The organism is Oscillospiraceae bacterium (assembly GCA_031265355.1).
Classification (GTDB): Bacteria; Bacillota; Clostridia; order Oscillospirales; family UBA929; genus JAIRTA01.
In genome coordinates, this window is the sequence record JAISCT010000022.1 from 25,704 (window position 1) to 41,497 (window position 15,794).

7 protein-coding genes are annotated in these 15,794 nt (G+C 54.9%); all 7 read left to right on the forward strand.

The window, feature by feature from the left end; translation table 11 throughout:
• Positions 1-226 precede the first annotated feature (226 nt).
• On the forward strand, positions 227-1,258 hold the full coding sequence (mreB, locus tag LBK75_03160) for a rod shape-determining protein MreB (protein ID MDR1157293.1): 1,032 nt from the start codon (positions 227-229) through the stop codon (positions 1,256-1,258).
• A gap of 87 nt (positions 1,259-1,345) precedes the next feature.
• The gene (ppdK, locus tag LBK75_03165; GenBank protein ID MDR1157294.1) at positions 1,346-3,961 is read left to right on the forward strand and encodes a pyruvate, phosphate dikinase; all 2,616 of its coding nucleotides are present in this window, start codon (positions 1,346-1,348) and stop codon (positions 3,959-3,961) included.
• Positions 3,962-4,643: 682 nt separating this feature from the next.
• A complete protein-coding gene (locus tag LBK75_03170; protein ID MDR1157295.1) occupies positions 4,644-5,942 on the forward strand; it encodes an ATP-binding protein in 1,299 nt (432 codons plus the stop codon).
• Between the two features lie 331 nt (positions 5,943-6,273).
• Positions 6,274-6,723, forward strand: coding sequence for a virulence RhuM family protein (locus LBK75_03175; protein ID MDR1157296.1), 450 nt, complete (start codon positions 6,274-6,276; stop codon positions 6,721-6,723).
• Positions 6,724-6,762: 39 nt separating this feature from the next.
• On the forward strand, positions 6,763-7,002 hold the full coding sequence (locus LBK75_03180) for a hypothetical protein (protein ID MDR1157297.1): 240 nt from the start codon (positions 6,763-6,765) through the stop codon (positions 7,000-7,002).
• Positions 6,999-7,226, forward strand: coding sequence for a hypothetical protein (locus LBK75_03185; GenBank protein ID MDR1157298.1), 228 nt, complete (start codon positions 6,999-7,001; stop codon positions 7,224-7,226). The genes LBK75_03180 and LBK75_03185 overlap by 4 nt, the downstream gene beginning before the upstream one ends.
• A gap of 688 nt (positions 7,227-7,914) precedes the next feature.
• Positions 7,915-15,714 (forward strand): DUF4981 domain-containing protein, encoded by a 7,800-nt coding sequence (locus LBK75_03190; protein MDR1157299.1) that lies wholly within the window; start codon positions 7,915-7,917, stop codon positions 15,712-15,714.
• The last annotated feature ends 80 nt before the right edge of the window (positions 15,715-15,794 follow it).

Consider the following 15,794-nt stretch of genomic DNA (forward strand, 5'->3'; position numbering starts at 1 on the left):
CGGCGCGGATGTATCGGGGGTTTTGCCGTGTGAAGAGGAAAAATATGGTGCACTGCCTGAAATTCCGCCGCTCGGGCAGTTGTTTGGCGCTCATCGGGCCTGCCTGCGGAGGCGGGCGGTCTCATCTTAAGACCCTCGCGCGGGCGGGGGGCCGGGTGGGGCTTGCCTGTCGGGTGTGTTTGCCTGTGGGCGGAGGACCGCGACGGCAGCGGTAGATGGACAAGATATGTCGCTTTTCAATCGGGATGTGGGACTGGACCTGGGCACGGCGTCCATCCTTGTCTTCATCAAGGGCAAGGGGATTGTGCTGCGCGAACCGTCCGTGGTGGCGTTGGACAAAAACACCGGCAAACTGCTCAAGGTGGGCACAGACGCGCAAAAAATGCTGGGGCGCACGCCGGGTCACATTGTGGCCATGCGTCCGCTGCGCGAGGGCGTCATTTCGGATTACGACATGACCGAGCGCATGATCAAGGAATTTTTGAAAAAGGTGATGGGGTTTAGTATTTTCCGGCCGCGCATCGTGATTTGCGTCCCCAGCGGGATCACGGAGGTCGAAGAGCGGGCCGTCATCGACGCGGGCCTGCAGGCCGGCGCGCGCCGGGTCTATCTGATCGAAGAGCCGGTGGCTGCGGCGATCGGCGCCGGGATCGACATCACAAAGCCCTGCGGCAACATGGTGGTCGACATCGGCGGCGGTACGACGGACATCGCGGTGATCTCTCTGTCCGGCATCGTCGAGTCGACTTCGATCAAGATTGCGGGCGACCAGTTTGACGAGGCCATTGTAAAATATATCCGCCGCAAGCACAACGTGCTGATCGGTGAGCGCAGCGCCGAGGATCTCAAGATGAGCATCGGCTGTGTTTATCCGCGCCCCGACGAGGTGGAGGTGGAGGTCAAAGGCCGCTGCCTGATGACGGGGCTACCGCGCGTCTTTTCCGTCTCGTCGAGCGAAATGATCGAGGCGTTCGAGGAAGTCTCCACCCGCATTGTCGAGGGTATCCACAGCGTGCTGGAGCGCACACCGCCGGAGCTCGTGGCCGATATCTCGACGAACGGCATTGTGATGACCGGCGGCGGCAGCTTGGTCTGGGGGTTCGACAAGCTCGTCGAATCGAAGACGGGCATCGCCACCCATGTGGCCGATGAGGCCGTTTCCTGCGTGGCTTACGGCACCGGCAAGAGCCTTGAGTGGGTCAACGACATGCAAGACGGCACGATCAACCTCTCCCGCCGCAAGCAGATGCAAAGCTGAGCGAGGTTGAGGGCGCGTTTTATGAGTCTGTTTGAGTGCGCCGGCGCTCTTAATAATTTTTAAGGAGGAAACAGGGCGTTGAAGTATGTGTATCTCTTCTCCGAGGGCAACAGCCAAATGCGGGAACTGCTGGGGGGTAAAGGCGCCAACTTGGCCGAGATGACAGTGCTGGGTATGCCTGTGCCGCAGGGCTTCACCGTGACCACGGAGGCCTGTACCCGCTACTATGAGGACGGCGAGATCATCGCCGGCGAGATCCAGACGCAGATCGACGAATACCTGAAGAAACTTGAAGAGATCACCGGTAAGAAGTTCGGCGATCTGGAAAATCCGCTGCTCGTGTCGGTCCGGTCCGGTTCGCGGGCCTCGATGCCCGGCATGATGGACACCATTCTCAATCTGGGGCTGAACGACGAGGTGGTGGAAGCGTTTGCTCAAAAGACAAACAACCCTCGTTTTGCTTACGACAGCTATCGCCGTTTCATCCAGATGTACAGCGACGTGGTCATGGAAGTCGGGAAAAAATACTTCGAAGAGCTCATCGACAAGATGAAGGAGGCGCGCGGCGTTGAGCTCGACACCGAGCTTACGGCCGAGGACCTCAAAGAGCTCGCGGGTCAGTTCAAGGCCGAGTACAAGGCCAAGTTGGGCCAGGATTTCCCCCAGGTGGCGAAGGAACAGCTGCTGGGCGCCGTCAAGGCCGTCTTCCGCAGCTGGAACAACCCCCGCGCCATCTACTACCGCCGTATGAACGACATTCCCTCCTCCTGGGGCACCGCCGTCAACGTGCAGAGCATGGTGTTTGGCAACATGGGCAATACTTCCGGCACCGGCGTCGCCTTTACGCGCAACCCCGCCACCGGCGAGAAGAAGCTTTACGGCGAGTTCTTGATGAACGCCCAGGGCGAGGACGTGGTGGCCGGGATCCGCACGCCGCAGACGATCGATCAGCTTGCCCAGGTGATGCCTGCGGTGTACAAGCAGTTTGCGGAGTATGCCGAGAAGTTGGAGCGGCACTACCGCGATATGCAGGACATGGAGTTTACGATCGAAAACGAAAAACTCTACATGCTCCAGACCCGCAACGGCAAGCGCACCGCCGCCGCCGCGCTCAAAATCGCCGTCGACCTCGTCGATGAAGGCATGATTTCCACCGAGGAGGCGGTTTTGAAGGTGGAGCCGCGGCAGCTCGATTCGTTGCTGCACCCGCAGTTTGACACCGCCGCGCTGAAAGCCGCGAAACCTGTGGCCCAGGGTTTGCCTGCTTCGCCGGGCGCCGCCGCCGGCGCCGCGTATTTTACCGCCGAGGACGCGACAAAGGCCGCGAAGAACGGTAAAGTCGTACTCGTCCGCCTGGAGACGTCGCCCGAGGACATCGAGGGCATGAACGCCGCCCAAGGCATCCTGACTGTGCGCGGCGGCATGACGTCCCACGCCGCCGTCGTGGCCCGCGGCATGGGCACCTGCTGCGTGGCGGGTTGTGGCGCTATCAAGATGGACGAGGCAAACAAGTGCTTCCATGTCGGCGGCCAGACTGTGCGCGAGGGGGATTGGATCTCCATCGACGGGTCCACTGGCAATGTGTACATCGGTCAGATCTCCACGGTCGAGGCCGCGCTCACCGGTGACTTCGGCCGTTTCATGGCCTGGGCCGACGAAAAGCGCCGGCTCAAAGTCCGTACGAACGCCGACACCCCGCGTGACGCCGAGCAGGCCGTCCGATTCGGCGCCGAGGGCATCGGCCTCTGCCGTACTGAGCATATGTTCTTTGAGGGCGACCGCATCAAGGCCATCCGCGAGATGATCGTCTCCGAGACGGTCGAGCAGCGCAAGGCGGCTCTTGACAAACTGCTTCCGATGCAGCGGGGCGACTTTGAGGGCATCTTCGAGGCGATGGGTGAACGGCCCGTCACGATCCGCTTCCTTGACCCGCCGCTGCACGAATTCCTGCCTACGGCCGACGAGGACATCGCCGCGTTGGCGAAGGAGATGGGAGTTGACGAGGGCAAGCTCCGCCAGATCGTCGGCGATTTGCACGAACTCAACCCGATGCTGGGGCATCGCGGCTGCCGTCTCGCGATCACCTATCCCGAAATCGCCGAGATGCAGACCCGCGCGGTCATTGAGGCCGCGATCAACGTAAAGAAGCGTCTCGGGCTGAACATCGTACCCGAGATCATGATCCCGCTGGTGGGCATCGTCAAAGAGTTCAGCTTTGTGCGTGGTATCGTCGTCGAGGTGGCCGACCGGATCATCCGTGAGTCCGGCATTGCGCTCGACTACCTGGTGGGCACGATGATCGAGATCCCCCGCGCCTGTGTGGTGGCCGACGAGATTGCCAAGGAGGCCCAGTTCTTCAGCTTCGGCACGAACGATCTCACGCAGATGGGCTTTGGTTTCAGCCGAGACGACGTGGGTAAGATCCTAGGTGCGTACTTCGACAAAAAGATCCTGGAGTCCGACCCGTTTGCGCGTCTGGACCAGGAGGGTATCGGCAAGCTCGTCAAACTGGCGGTGAAGCTCGGACGCGAAGCCCGTCCGACCATCAAGCTCGGCATCTGCGGCGAACACGGCGGCGACCCTTCCTCCGTCGAATTCTGTCACGAGGCCGGGTTGGACTATGTTTCCTGCTCTCCCTTCCGCGTGCCCATCGCCCGTCTCGCAGCGGCGCAGGCGGCGATACACAGTCTGGATGTAAAATGATAAATCGCCGGAAAAGCCTGATTTTACAGCACTTTGCGGCATTTGTAACGCTCTGAAATAATGTATGTAGGGGGACACTTCGGTGTCCCCTTCGCTTTCGCCTAAAACGACAGAAGCGTGGTTTTTTCTGCCCTCGACACAAGCAGTGAGGTTTTCTGAAATCCCGTTGTCGAGGTTCATGTGAAAGGCATAGCGGTTGTTGCCCAGCGGCGTGATTCGGCGAACGAATTTTTCCACGACAGCTTCATCCATCTTATCGCCGGACAGGTCAATCGCTCGGTTCAGGGTGCGCTCTATTTCTTTCCAGCGCAGCTTTTCCTCCGGCGGGATTGTAATGGGCTTTGATTTTTCCTCAAGCTCCTTTTTGGCGGATTCCAATTCCGCGTCTAATTTTGTGCGGCGGACGCGGTACTGCACCTGATTACGGCTTTCGCCTGTATTTTCAGCCACAATATCGATGCTCCACGACTTCTGCCCAACTTGGGTAGCGGTGAAATATTTGATGATATAATTTTAGCGATATAAAGATAAAACCGCAAATGTACCGAACAAAATTATTGGATTGCAAATAGCTATTCTTAAAAATATAAATCAGTTATTATAAAATATTTTTGATTTTTATTGACTTGCCTCTCGCTTCCGGTTATAATATACTCAATACATAGAAGGAGGCGCGGCGAATATGAAACGAAAAATTACTGAAAATTTGCTCCGATGGAAAAGAAAGCCGTCAGGCCGGATGCCGCTGCTGGTATACGGCGCAAGACAGGTTGGCAAAACCCACATCATCCGAGAGTTCGGCGAGCGGTATTATAAGAATGTCGCCTATTTTAACTTGGAAACCAATCAAACGGTCGCCAGCTATTTTTCCGACAACATTGAGCCAGAGCGGATTCTGCGGTTTCTGGAAACGGAATCGCGTGAGCGGATTATTCCCGGCGAAACACTCATCATTTTTGATGAGATTCAGTCCTGCTCACGAGCATTGACCTCCCTGAAATACTTCAACGAGCAAACGAAGGAGTATCACATCATCGGCGCGGGCAGTCTGCTGGGCGTGGCGATTAACCGTGAGAAATATTCCTTCCCCGTCGGAAATGTGGATTCCGTGACCCTGTTTCCGCTTGATTTTGAGGAGTATCTGTGGGCGCTTGGCGAGGAAATGCTGTGCGCCGAAATCAAACGCGCCTTTGCTGACAACGAAGCGCTGCCCGCCGCGCTTCACGAAAAATCGCTGGATTACTATCGGCAATACCTCATTACAGGCGGAATGCCGCGGGCGGTTTTGGAGTTTGTGGAAACGGGCAGTCTGCTAACCGTGCCGGATGTGCAGAATAAAATTATCAACGATTACATTGCGGATATGGCGAAGTACGCGACCAATACGCAGAGCGTAAAAATCCGTGCGGCGTACAACTCCATCCCGGTTCAGCTTGCCAAAGAGAACAAAAAGTTTCAGTACAAGCTGGCGCAGAGGGGCGGCACGGCGACCATTTTCGGCGAGGCAATCGAGTGGCTGGACTTTGCGGGCGTTGTGCTGAAATGTCAACGTATCAAGCAGGGCATAATGCCGATTGCCGTTTACAGTGACCTTGCAAGCTTCAAATTGTACATGAGTGATATCGGTCTGCTCACCATGAAAAGCGGCATTTCTCAGCAAGCGGTGCTGTCGGCGGGCGAAATCGAGAACACCTTTCTCGGCGCGGTCACTGAGAGCTATGTGGCTCAGGCGCTCCAAAACAACCACTACGGATTATATTATTGGACGAACGAAGGGACGGCGGAGCTTGATTTTGTGCTGCAAAAAGGCGACGACATCACCGCGGTTGAGGTCAAGACAGGCACGCGCACCAAGTCAAGAAGTCTGAATATGTTCGTGACGAAGTACAGACCCGCTTACTCCATTCGCATTTCAGCAAAGAATTTCGGCTTTGAAAACGGCATCAAATCCGTCCCGCTCTACGCTGTGTTTTGCATATGAATAACTGACCCACCGAAAAAGAGCATCATTTCTCTTTCGACGGGTTGAGCGTTTCTTCTTGTTCCCCTCTCTGCTTATATTATGGGAGAAAAACGCCCGATTCATAAAGACGCACATCAAATATTAATCAAAAAACACATCACCGAATTAGACGGCAAGATGTATAGCGGAACGGTTTTTGTCGTTGATTTCAGGGGCAGCGAGGTTGCGGAATTTTTCGGGAAGGCTCCGGATACACCTACGATATTGTTGTGGAAAGCGAAAACATGCTTTATAAGCCTTTGCCTGAGCATCTATTTTCCTCTCTTCCAATTGAAGGCGGTGGCGAAGAATGAAATCTGAAAAAGCTGAAATTATCATCTACCAATCCGCGGACGGCAAGGTCAAGGTAGACTGCCGTCTTGACGGAGAAACGCTATGGCTCTCGCAAGAGCAGCTTGCCGCATTGTTCGGTCGTGACAAATCGGTTATCAATCGACACGTCAACAACATTTTGCGCGAAGGCGAACTTGACGAAAAAGTGGTTGTTGCAGAATTTGCAATAACCACTCCGCACGGCGCAATGAAAGGAAAATCGCAAGAACACAATGTCAAACATTACGCCCTTGACATGATTCTTGCCGTAGGATACCGCATAAAATCGTCGCAAGCCACATGGTTCAGGCAATGGGCGACTTCTGTTCTCCACGAGTATCTGCAAAAAGGCTTTGTGATGAACGATGAGTTCTTGAAGAACTTTGGCGGCGGTTTATATTGGAAAGAGCCTACCTTAATACCCTGAAAGACATTCAGAAAAGGCTGAAAGCGGGAGGTGGCGAGGATGCGTAATATGTTCTCGGTTGACAGCAAAGTTTATTTTAAATTTGACGGCAAGGAGCATACGGGCAAAGTATTTGTCGTAGATTTTTGGAATGGCGAGGCCGCAGATGCTTTTGGGCTTAAAGGTGCAGGACACACCTATGACATTTTAGTTGAGAGCGAAAATACGCTCTACAAGCATATCCCTGAACACTCGCTTTCTTCTGTCCAAAGTGAATACGGCGGAGGTCGCGAAGTGTGAGATATAAATTGGGCGAAGTTGCAGACCTCATTGGTGGAGGAACGCCTAAAACTACCGTTGCCGAGTATTGGAACGTAGGTATTCATTTCTGTGACAAGAGAGAGTCGGATTTTGGGAATATTCTCAAACCCAAACCTCCACCTCCAACGGCTCATACTGATACTCCCGCAAATATTCGCCCCTCGCCCGCCGAAAAGCCAGTGCCGCCGCAAAGTCAATTTTGAACGAGAACCCAATCCCGCAAACCCGCATAAAATCAACGTTTTTCAACTCCTCCAGACTATCGCTGCGGCGCAGGCGGCGATACACACGAGGGAGAAGTAGACTCTATGACGAGTTCACCATTGACTGCCAAGCGGCGTTGGCATTCCGCAAGGCGTGGGGCGAATACCTGCGGAAGTATCAGTGAGAGGATATTACGGTAGAGGTTTATATTTGAACGGAAAATAAAAATGAAACCTCGCCCTTATTACAGCAATTTCTGTGATGGGGGTGAGGTTTGTTGCTCGACATATTCTCTCAAAGTATATGTGAGAGGACGGAAAACCCGCCGAAAGAAAATTTCATTCTTTTTCGGTGGGCGATTTGCGTTAGCCTTGTTTGTACCGCAGAAAAGAATGGCGCGGCAAACTATTGGCAAAATGCACAAAAAAGATTTCGCTCTGCCATTGACTTTGCGAAATGCATGTAATATAATAGGGGCGTCAGCATCTAAGTGCCCGGAAACGGAGCGGTCGCCTTCGTGTGCAGAGGCGGCGGCCGGTGGGGCCGTTTGTGCAGACGGTCTTGTCCCGAGGTTCCTGCCCGCCGCGGACACAGTGAACCGTGGCCGGGCCTTTTGTGTTGTCTCAAGATGCTGATCGCTGGGCAAAGAGTTCTCAGCACAGAAAAAAGAGAAGAGGAAGGGATCGTATGAAAGCTCGTAAGTTTTTCAGTTCAGTCGTCGCGCTCATGCTGCTCCTGACAATGTTCCCGAGCATTGCCATGCCGGAGGTGCGGGCCGACGACTCGGATATCGTTAGCATAACTGTCAGCGAAGACGCCCATACGCAGATGTGGAGCACCCAAGACGCCAACAACTATGGCGGCATGTGGATATTAAAAGTCTGCAGGCCCAACGCCGACGCCGCCGACTCCTCGAATGACAACCTGTATGGACGGTTCGGCGAATTATCGCAACCCGGAGACGCCAATACGACATATCTCAAGTTTACCGGGTTGACTGACTCTCAGCTGGCCCGGGTGAAAAAGGCCGAACTTGTCTTGACCCACATGGGCAGAAGAAATGCCGCTCGCAGTACCAGTCAAAATCTGATTGTACGGCGTGTTGGAGATAACTGGACAGAAGGCAGCGGCGCGGCCAGCTCTGCCGCCACGGCCGCCACCGGGAGCATGATTTCAGGAAGCTACGCAAGGAACGCGGCGGGCGGCCTTTATGCCGCGGCGACCGGAGCGCTGGGAGCTCCTAAAGAGGACGGCACGGGACTTCTCGCGCGTTCTTCACCGTCGTTTAATCCTCAGTCCGGCGGATACGCGCAAAATCCCAATTACAACGGCCATAACAATTTGAACGCCGCCGCCGCGGTTTCCGGCACAAGAGTTACCACTGACATAACCGCGATTGTCAAAGCGATGCCGAAAGGCGAAAACACCTTGAGCCTTGCCGTGAGCGCGGACGACGACGGTTGTCAGCAGACGTTTTTCGTCAGTAAAGAGGGCACCGCGGCTCTCAATAATGCCACAGCCGACATGGCCCCAACCCTTAGGCTCACATTGGGGGAGCCGGTGGTTCTGGAAGAAAAAACCTTCACAGTGGAGCTTTCAGACGACGCCCATGTTGAGGGGTGGAGCGCCGCCAACAGAGGCACAAACTACGGCAGTGCGATTTATATGAGGGTGCAAAGGCCAAACGGCACCGGCGTCGCTTTGAACGACGCCGCTTATGGCCCGTTCGGTGAACTGCAGCTCGGGGATCCGATAGATGGAAAATCGACGCTGTTAAAATTTGCGTTTACCGACGAGCAGTGGGCCGACATATCGACGGCGGTGGAAGTCGAGGCCGAGCTTGGTTTGACCCTTTTCGGAAGAAGATACGCCGACCGAAACGGCGATGATGAAAGGCTGCGCGTAAGGGCCGTCACAAACGACTGGACCGAAAGCGGTTTGTCATGGAACGAAATGACAGACACCTCAGGCGGCGAGGCCGTTTTCTATCCTCGCACCTATTTGACGGGGACTGAGACCTTGACCCCCGGTGTCGTTATTGAGGAATCGCAGGCGTTTAACCCCGCAAGGACCGCCGGCGATACAACCAGTTTACAGGCCAGCGGTACCCCTGCCAACAGCGCGACAATAGACGGCAGGCAGATAAAGACGGACATTTCCAATACCGTCAAGGCCATGGATATGACCGATGCGTCAAAAGAACTGAGCCTTGGCATAAGCACGAAAAGCGCCAGATGCCAGGAGATACTCTTGCTCAGCAAAGAGGGCGCCGCCTCCGCTTCTCTGGGCATGATCGCCGCCGGTACAGACGGCGCCGACAGAGCGAAACTCGCCCCGTCGCTTACGATCACGCTGAAAATCCCCGCCGCAGCGGAGGTCAAGTACAGCGCGCAGGCGGACGGCGCCGCCGGTACGGCCATGTCCACCAAAATTGATTTTACTTTTGATAAAGATGTAACCGGTTTGACTGCCGACGCCATCGAGCTGAACCCGCCCGGCGCGGCTGATTTGGGGATTCTGACAGGCAGCGGTAAGAATTGGTCAGTGGCCTTAAGCAATGTCGTCCCCGGTCCGGTTACCATCACGTTACATAACATTCCGGGCTTTAATTTTGCGCCCAGCGGCGCCGACGCCAATGCCACCACATTCTATAGGCGCGCAGCCGTGCCTGTCACATACAGTGTTGCGCAAAATGGGAGAGCGGGTCTCACGACTTCCGAGATCGAAATCACGTTCAGCGCGCCGGTAAATGGCATGACTGCCGACGCCGTCAAGTTGACCCCATCTACCGCCGGCACGCCCGGCGCTCCGGTCGGATCGGCCGGCAATACAGTCTGGAAAGTCCCGGTTAGCAATGTTACCGCGACTACGGCTGTTACCGTTTCCATAACCGACAACCTTGACTATACTTTTACCCCCGTCACGGCGGAAGCCAATCATATCATGCTTTATAAAAAACCTCTTGAGACCGCCACATACAATGTTACGCAAAACGGAAGCCCATCCGACACCACATCCGCCATCATCATGGCCTTTGATATCGCGGTATACGGCTTGACGACTGACGCCATACAAATCACCCCCTCCGCCGCGGTCACCAAAGGCGCCCTTTCGGCTTCGGCCGACAACAAAACCTGGATGCTTGCGGTGTACGATGTGACAGCCGGAGACATTGTCGTCACGATAGCCAGCAACCCGGAATATACTTTTACGCCGGGAACCAACACCGTCACGCTTTTCAATGTTGCGGGGGGCATCGATATCCTGCCTGGGACGCCGGCAAAAACCGCCCTTCACTTTAACGAGTGGACCACCCCGCAGGACGTAAAAGTAAACCAAGTGCCCTCCCGCTCGGTCATCGTCCCGTTTAAGGATGCGGCAAGCGCCAAAGCAAACCCAACGCTGAGGCTGTCGCAGCTTTCGCCCGACTCAAGCATCATCATGCTAAACGGTGTATGGAAGTTCCATTACGCAAGAACTCCTTCGGCTAAGCCTGCTGTGAACGGCGTGACAAGCATACCCTCCGATTTCACCATCGACATGAATGTACCCTCGAGCTGGCAGACCAATATGCAGTATGCCGGCTGGTACAGTGACAGCACAAACACCATGGACTGGCCCATCTACCGAAACCAAAGGTATGCGTGGATGGTTGGCGGCGATGGCGTTACAGCCGGAGGTTTTGGCTCTGCCAGCTTTGCGACTGGCCAAAGTTCAATCAGCGCCGCGAACAGCGCCTTTAACCCTGTGGGCACCTATATGCGCACGGTGAATATTGACGGGGCAGACATTGGAAACACCCGCTTTATCATGACTTTCCTGGGCGTTGAATCCGGCTTCTACCTCTACGTCAACGGCAGCCCTGTGGGGTACGGTGAGGACAGCTTTACCTCCTGTGAGTTCGATATAACAGAATTCGTTAAAGCGGGGGAGAACCTGGTTGCGGCGCAGGTCTACCGCTGGACTACCGGCAGTTATCTTGAGAATGCGGATGTCATCAACTATTCCGGTATTTACCGCGACGTGTACATCACCAAACAGCCCAAGGTATCCATATTCGACTACCGCGTGGACACTGACTTTGTCAGCAACACAGATTACACCAGCGCCACTTTCAAGTTGACAGTGGACGTCGAGAACACATCCGAAGCCGCAGCTCTCGGTTACGGAGTCGTAGCGACTCTTTATGATGCCGAGGGCAACCCCGTAAGCAACGCGTCCAACCTCAGCCGGACGATATCGTCCCTGCCCGCAGGTGCAAGAGCAAAGGTTCCGTTCGAGGCCAATATAGCAAACCCGAAGATGTGGTCGGCCGAAGTCCCCTATCTGTATACGTTGGTCATGGAGTTAAAGGACGTCGACGGCGCGACGATTGAAGCGGTTTCTAAGCGTGTTGGATTCCGCAATTTCTATATGTACAACGCGGGTACGTCCAATTCCACGTCGTACATGGCGATCAACGGCCAAAACGTCATGCTTTGGGGCGCCAACCGCGGCCAGAACCACGCCAGGGGCGGTCGTTATATACCCTATGAAGATGTTGTCAAGGACGTGAGGTCGGCGAAAGAGATGAACCTGAACTCTTTCCGCACCAGCCATATGCCCCCCTGCCCGCACCTCATCGAGTTGTGCGACGAATACGGTATATATATCATGGACGAAGTCGCCGTTGAAACCCATGACGGCCGTACCGGTATAACCGTTACCGGCGGTACCGGTTATTCGGGAAACTTCGCGGGCGGAGATTCGCGGTATACAAACTCCTTTAGGGCCCGCATGACAGACATGGTCATGCGCGACCGCAACAACGCCAGCGTCGTCATATATTCCCTGGGCAATGAGGCCGGCACCGGCACCAACTTTGAGGCTATGATGGACATCATTAAAGGCGGCACCAGGCTCGGCGTTACGCAGGAGGCCCTTGACCCCAAGAAAATCATCCACTATCAGGGGTGGAACGATAACGCCCGCGTCGACATAGTCGGCACCATGTACCCCGGTTATACCAACAACGAGTCCACCGCCACCAAGCCCTATATCATGATGGAGTACCTCCACGCGCTCGGCAACACCGGCGGCGCTTTTGACAAGTACACCAACCACTTTGAGAGCAATCTGCGCGTACAGGGCGGGTACATTTGGGAGTACAACGATCATTCCGTCTACACAATCAAGCCGGCGGCGGCTCTGCCGGACCGTACACGCCCCGACATCAACGATCCGGAGAACGCGGACAAGTTCTTTTTTGGCTTCGACGGAACGTGGAAGCAAAATAGCGGTACCGTGAGTACAAACGGCAGCTTCTGCGCGGACGGCATAAACTTACCGGATCGCTCGCATAAGCCCATGGTGTCCGAGATTAAAAAGCAGCAGCAGGGTCTCAAGTTTGCCCAGACCGCGGCGATGAAGGACGCCAAGCAGGTTATGATACTCAACGGCTACGCGTTCCACAACGCCAACGACTTCGACATTGTTTGGTCTATCCTTGAGGACGGTGAGGTTCTCGAATCCGCAGCCTTTGATCCCACCGTTGTGGCTCTCGCGGCCAACAGAAACAGCCTCACCGCCAATGTCCCTTACACGCCGACATATCCAGAAAACAGCTCGCAGGCGTCCGATAGCGCCAGAAGGAACTTCAACGGCACCACAAAGACCGTTGCCGTGCCGTACTCTGACTTTGTCAGGAAGCCGGGCGCGGAATATCTCCTCCTCATTGAGTACAAGCTGAAGAAAGACACGCCATACGCCGCCGCCGGGTACGTCCAGGGCAGCGAGCAGTTCACGCTTCCTGAGGGAATACGGGGCAACGACAAGTATGCGGAAATCAGGAGCATGAATCCGCTCAGTATCGACGAAACTGGCGATGTGATCCGTATTACGGGCACGACCAAAGGCAAGCCCTTCACGGTCGCCTTTGATCGCACTACCGGCCTCATGTCCACGTATAACGTCGACAGCAAAGACCTTATCACAAAAGCGCCCGTCGGCTCATTTTACCGTCCGGAAACTGATCAGAACAGTTCGATAGGCGGCAACGGCTATGATACGAGTCGCAAGGAGACCTATACGGACTGGGCCGATCAGGGCGAGGACATGAGCGTTATGAATGTGGACGTCAACGACGACGATGCCCGCGTCACAAAGGTCAGCTTTTACGCGCAGCTTAAGAACGGTAGCTTTTTTGAGACAAAATACGACGTTTACGGCAACGGCACCGTCGTGGTATCGTCCAAACTGACGCCGTCCCTTTCATCCCCGCAGCAGCTTGGTGAATTTGGCATGTGGATGAAAGTGAACTCCGCTTTCGAGAACGTGGCGTGGTATGGCCGCGGGCCCATCGAAACATACTGGGATCGCAAGTCCGGCCAAAATATCGGCGTTTATAAGGGTACGGTCACCGATCAGTACGTCCCCTACGTGCGGATTCAGGAAAACAGCAATAAGACCGATGTCCGCTGGATCTCCCTTCGTGACGGAGAAACCGGTCCCGGTCTGCTGGCGAGCATGACGTACGGCGTGGATTATACCGGCTCGCCTTTTGAAGCGGTTGCCTTGCACTATGAGCCGAAAGCGCTGAGTTCTTACTTTTCAAAGAGCCTTCATACCTACCAGGCCGCTTGGTCAGATGACCCCGTGCTTCGCCTGCTTACCCACCAAAAGGGCGTGGGCAACCTGAATTGGAGCTCCGAGCCGCCGGATGCCATCATCAATAAGAATAATGCGAGACTGCTTGAGTATACATACACACTCACCCCGCTGTTCGCCGGCGACGACGCCATGGATAAATCCAAAGACATTATTATCCCCGCCGACGTCCCGCCGATGCTGAAAGCCGTCTACATCGACGGAGTGCCAATGGCCGGCTTCAATGAGAAAATCAGGGAATACTCCTACTCCATCGGGGCGAACGCTCAGTTCCCCACTGTGACTGTGGAGACGTATGACGGTGTGGATTATATCATCACCCCGGCCCAGGGTACCACGAGGCGGACGGTTATAAACCTGGCGATTGGATCGGATGAAGACGCCTACACCATCAATTGGGCCCGCGACTTTGATTTCCTTAACGGCATTTCGCTCAGCGGAACCGCGCTGCCGGGCTTTACCAAAACGAACCGTGCTTTTAACGTCGAAGTGCGGAGCGTGCCCACCGTCACCGTAACGCCTGCGGCCGGTATCACCGATATCACCATCCAGCAGCCGACCAGGGCCAACCTGAAGGCTGTGATAACGGTCAGAAATGATTTCGGAGATCAGCAAGTTTACACCATAGACCTTGTCATTACGAATTACTCGACGCTCTGGTTCTCGGATTTTGAGAACAATAACATCTGGTCATTCACGGCGAACAACAGTGATTCTGCCAACGGTTCTAACACGACCATAGGCGGGTTTGCGATTACGACAACCAACGAACCAGTCGGCGGAAACGAAACATACAAATGGAAATGGTCCGGTTCAGGAGGGAATACAGGCTATAGGGGCTCAAATAAAGTTTTTACCCCGGCGACGACGGAAAACGAGCTCCTGATAAAGTTTGACTGGTATCCGGGTCTTTTGAGCAGCACCAACGGAAACAGAACCGAAGTACAGATTTTGCGGGGTACCGATGGAGCCAATACGCGGCTCATCACGCTTGCCGCCCAAAACAATTCACGACTGTATGTCTATACAGGGAACACCTCGACAAGTTCGGGGACGAACATTGGCTCCGGTACGGATTGGCCAACCCTGACCACAAGCAATACCACTTGGTATCAGGTTGAAATCTACCTTACCAGGAGCACGGGCCTTGCAAACGTCGTGGTTACAAATAAGTTTACCGGGGCTGTCGCCAGCGCGTCGAACATCAATACCGGAGTTACCAACTGGTCATTTGGCCGGATCCGGTTTGTCTGCACGCGTTCCAGCGGAGACGCTTATGGTACCATGTACGTTGACAATCTCGGGGTTTATAGGAATACGGGCAGCGCCGTTGACACATCCGGCCTTGACGCGATGACAGCACTGGCTGAGGCTATGCTTCCAGACGAGGCCATACATCCCGCTGAGCAGTGGACGGCCTTTGTCGCGGCGCTAGATATGGCCAAAGCGGTATCCGTCGATGCGAGCGCCACACAAACGCAGGTGGAAGACGCAAGAGAGGCACTCCTAGCAGCTATGGATATGGATTTGTTGACCGGCCTTACGGCGGGGGTTTCGTTGACCAAAGCCGACGGCAAGGCTACGGCACACTTTACTATCTACAACTACGCCGAGGACGATGTTAAGACGCAATGTATCATCGCCGTGTACAACACCGCGGGGCGGCTGGTCAGTACCGAGGCCATGGAAGTCTTGGTTGACGCTGATACGGTCAGAAAAGAAGATGTGACATTAGATCTACCTGTAGATTATGAAGCCAGCGCTTTTATCTGGAGAATGCCGCTTGGTGATTACCTGGATGTATGTGTGCCGATATGTGAGGCGGCTGATATTAAGGGTTAATAAAAACCGTAACCGCCTGTATTTGTACATCCAAGCGCGCAGCTTACAAAAGCAGCTGTCACATTCCGTGACGGCTGCTT

What these genes read in the sequence shown, in the direction of transcription:
- mreB (MDR1157293.1), top strand. Translation starts at nt 227, where the DNA reads ATGTCGCTTTTCAATCGGGATGTGGGACTGGACCTGGGCACGGCGTCC.
- LBK75_03170 (MDR1157295.1), top strand. Translation starts at nt 4,644, where the DNA reads ATGAAACGAAAAATTACTGAAAATTTGCTCCGATGGAAAAGAAAGCCG.
- LBK75_03175 (MDR1157296.1), top strand. Translation starts at nt 6,274, where the DNA reads ATGAAATCTGAAAAAGCTGAAATTATCATCTACCAATCCGCGGACGGC.
- LBK75_03180 (MDR1157297.1), top strand. Translation starts at nt 6,763, where the DNA reads ATGCGTAATATGTTCTCGGTTGACAGCAAAGTTTATTTTAAATTTGAC.
- LBK75_03190 (MDR1157299.1), top strand. Translation starts at nt 7,915, where the DNA reads ATGAAAGCTCGTAAGTTTTTCAGTTCAGTCGTCGCGCTCATGCTGCTC.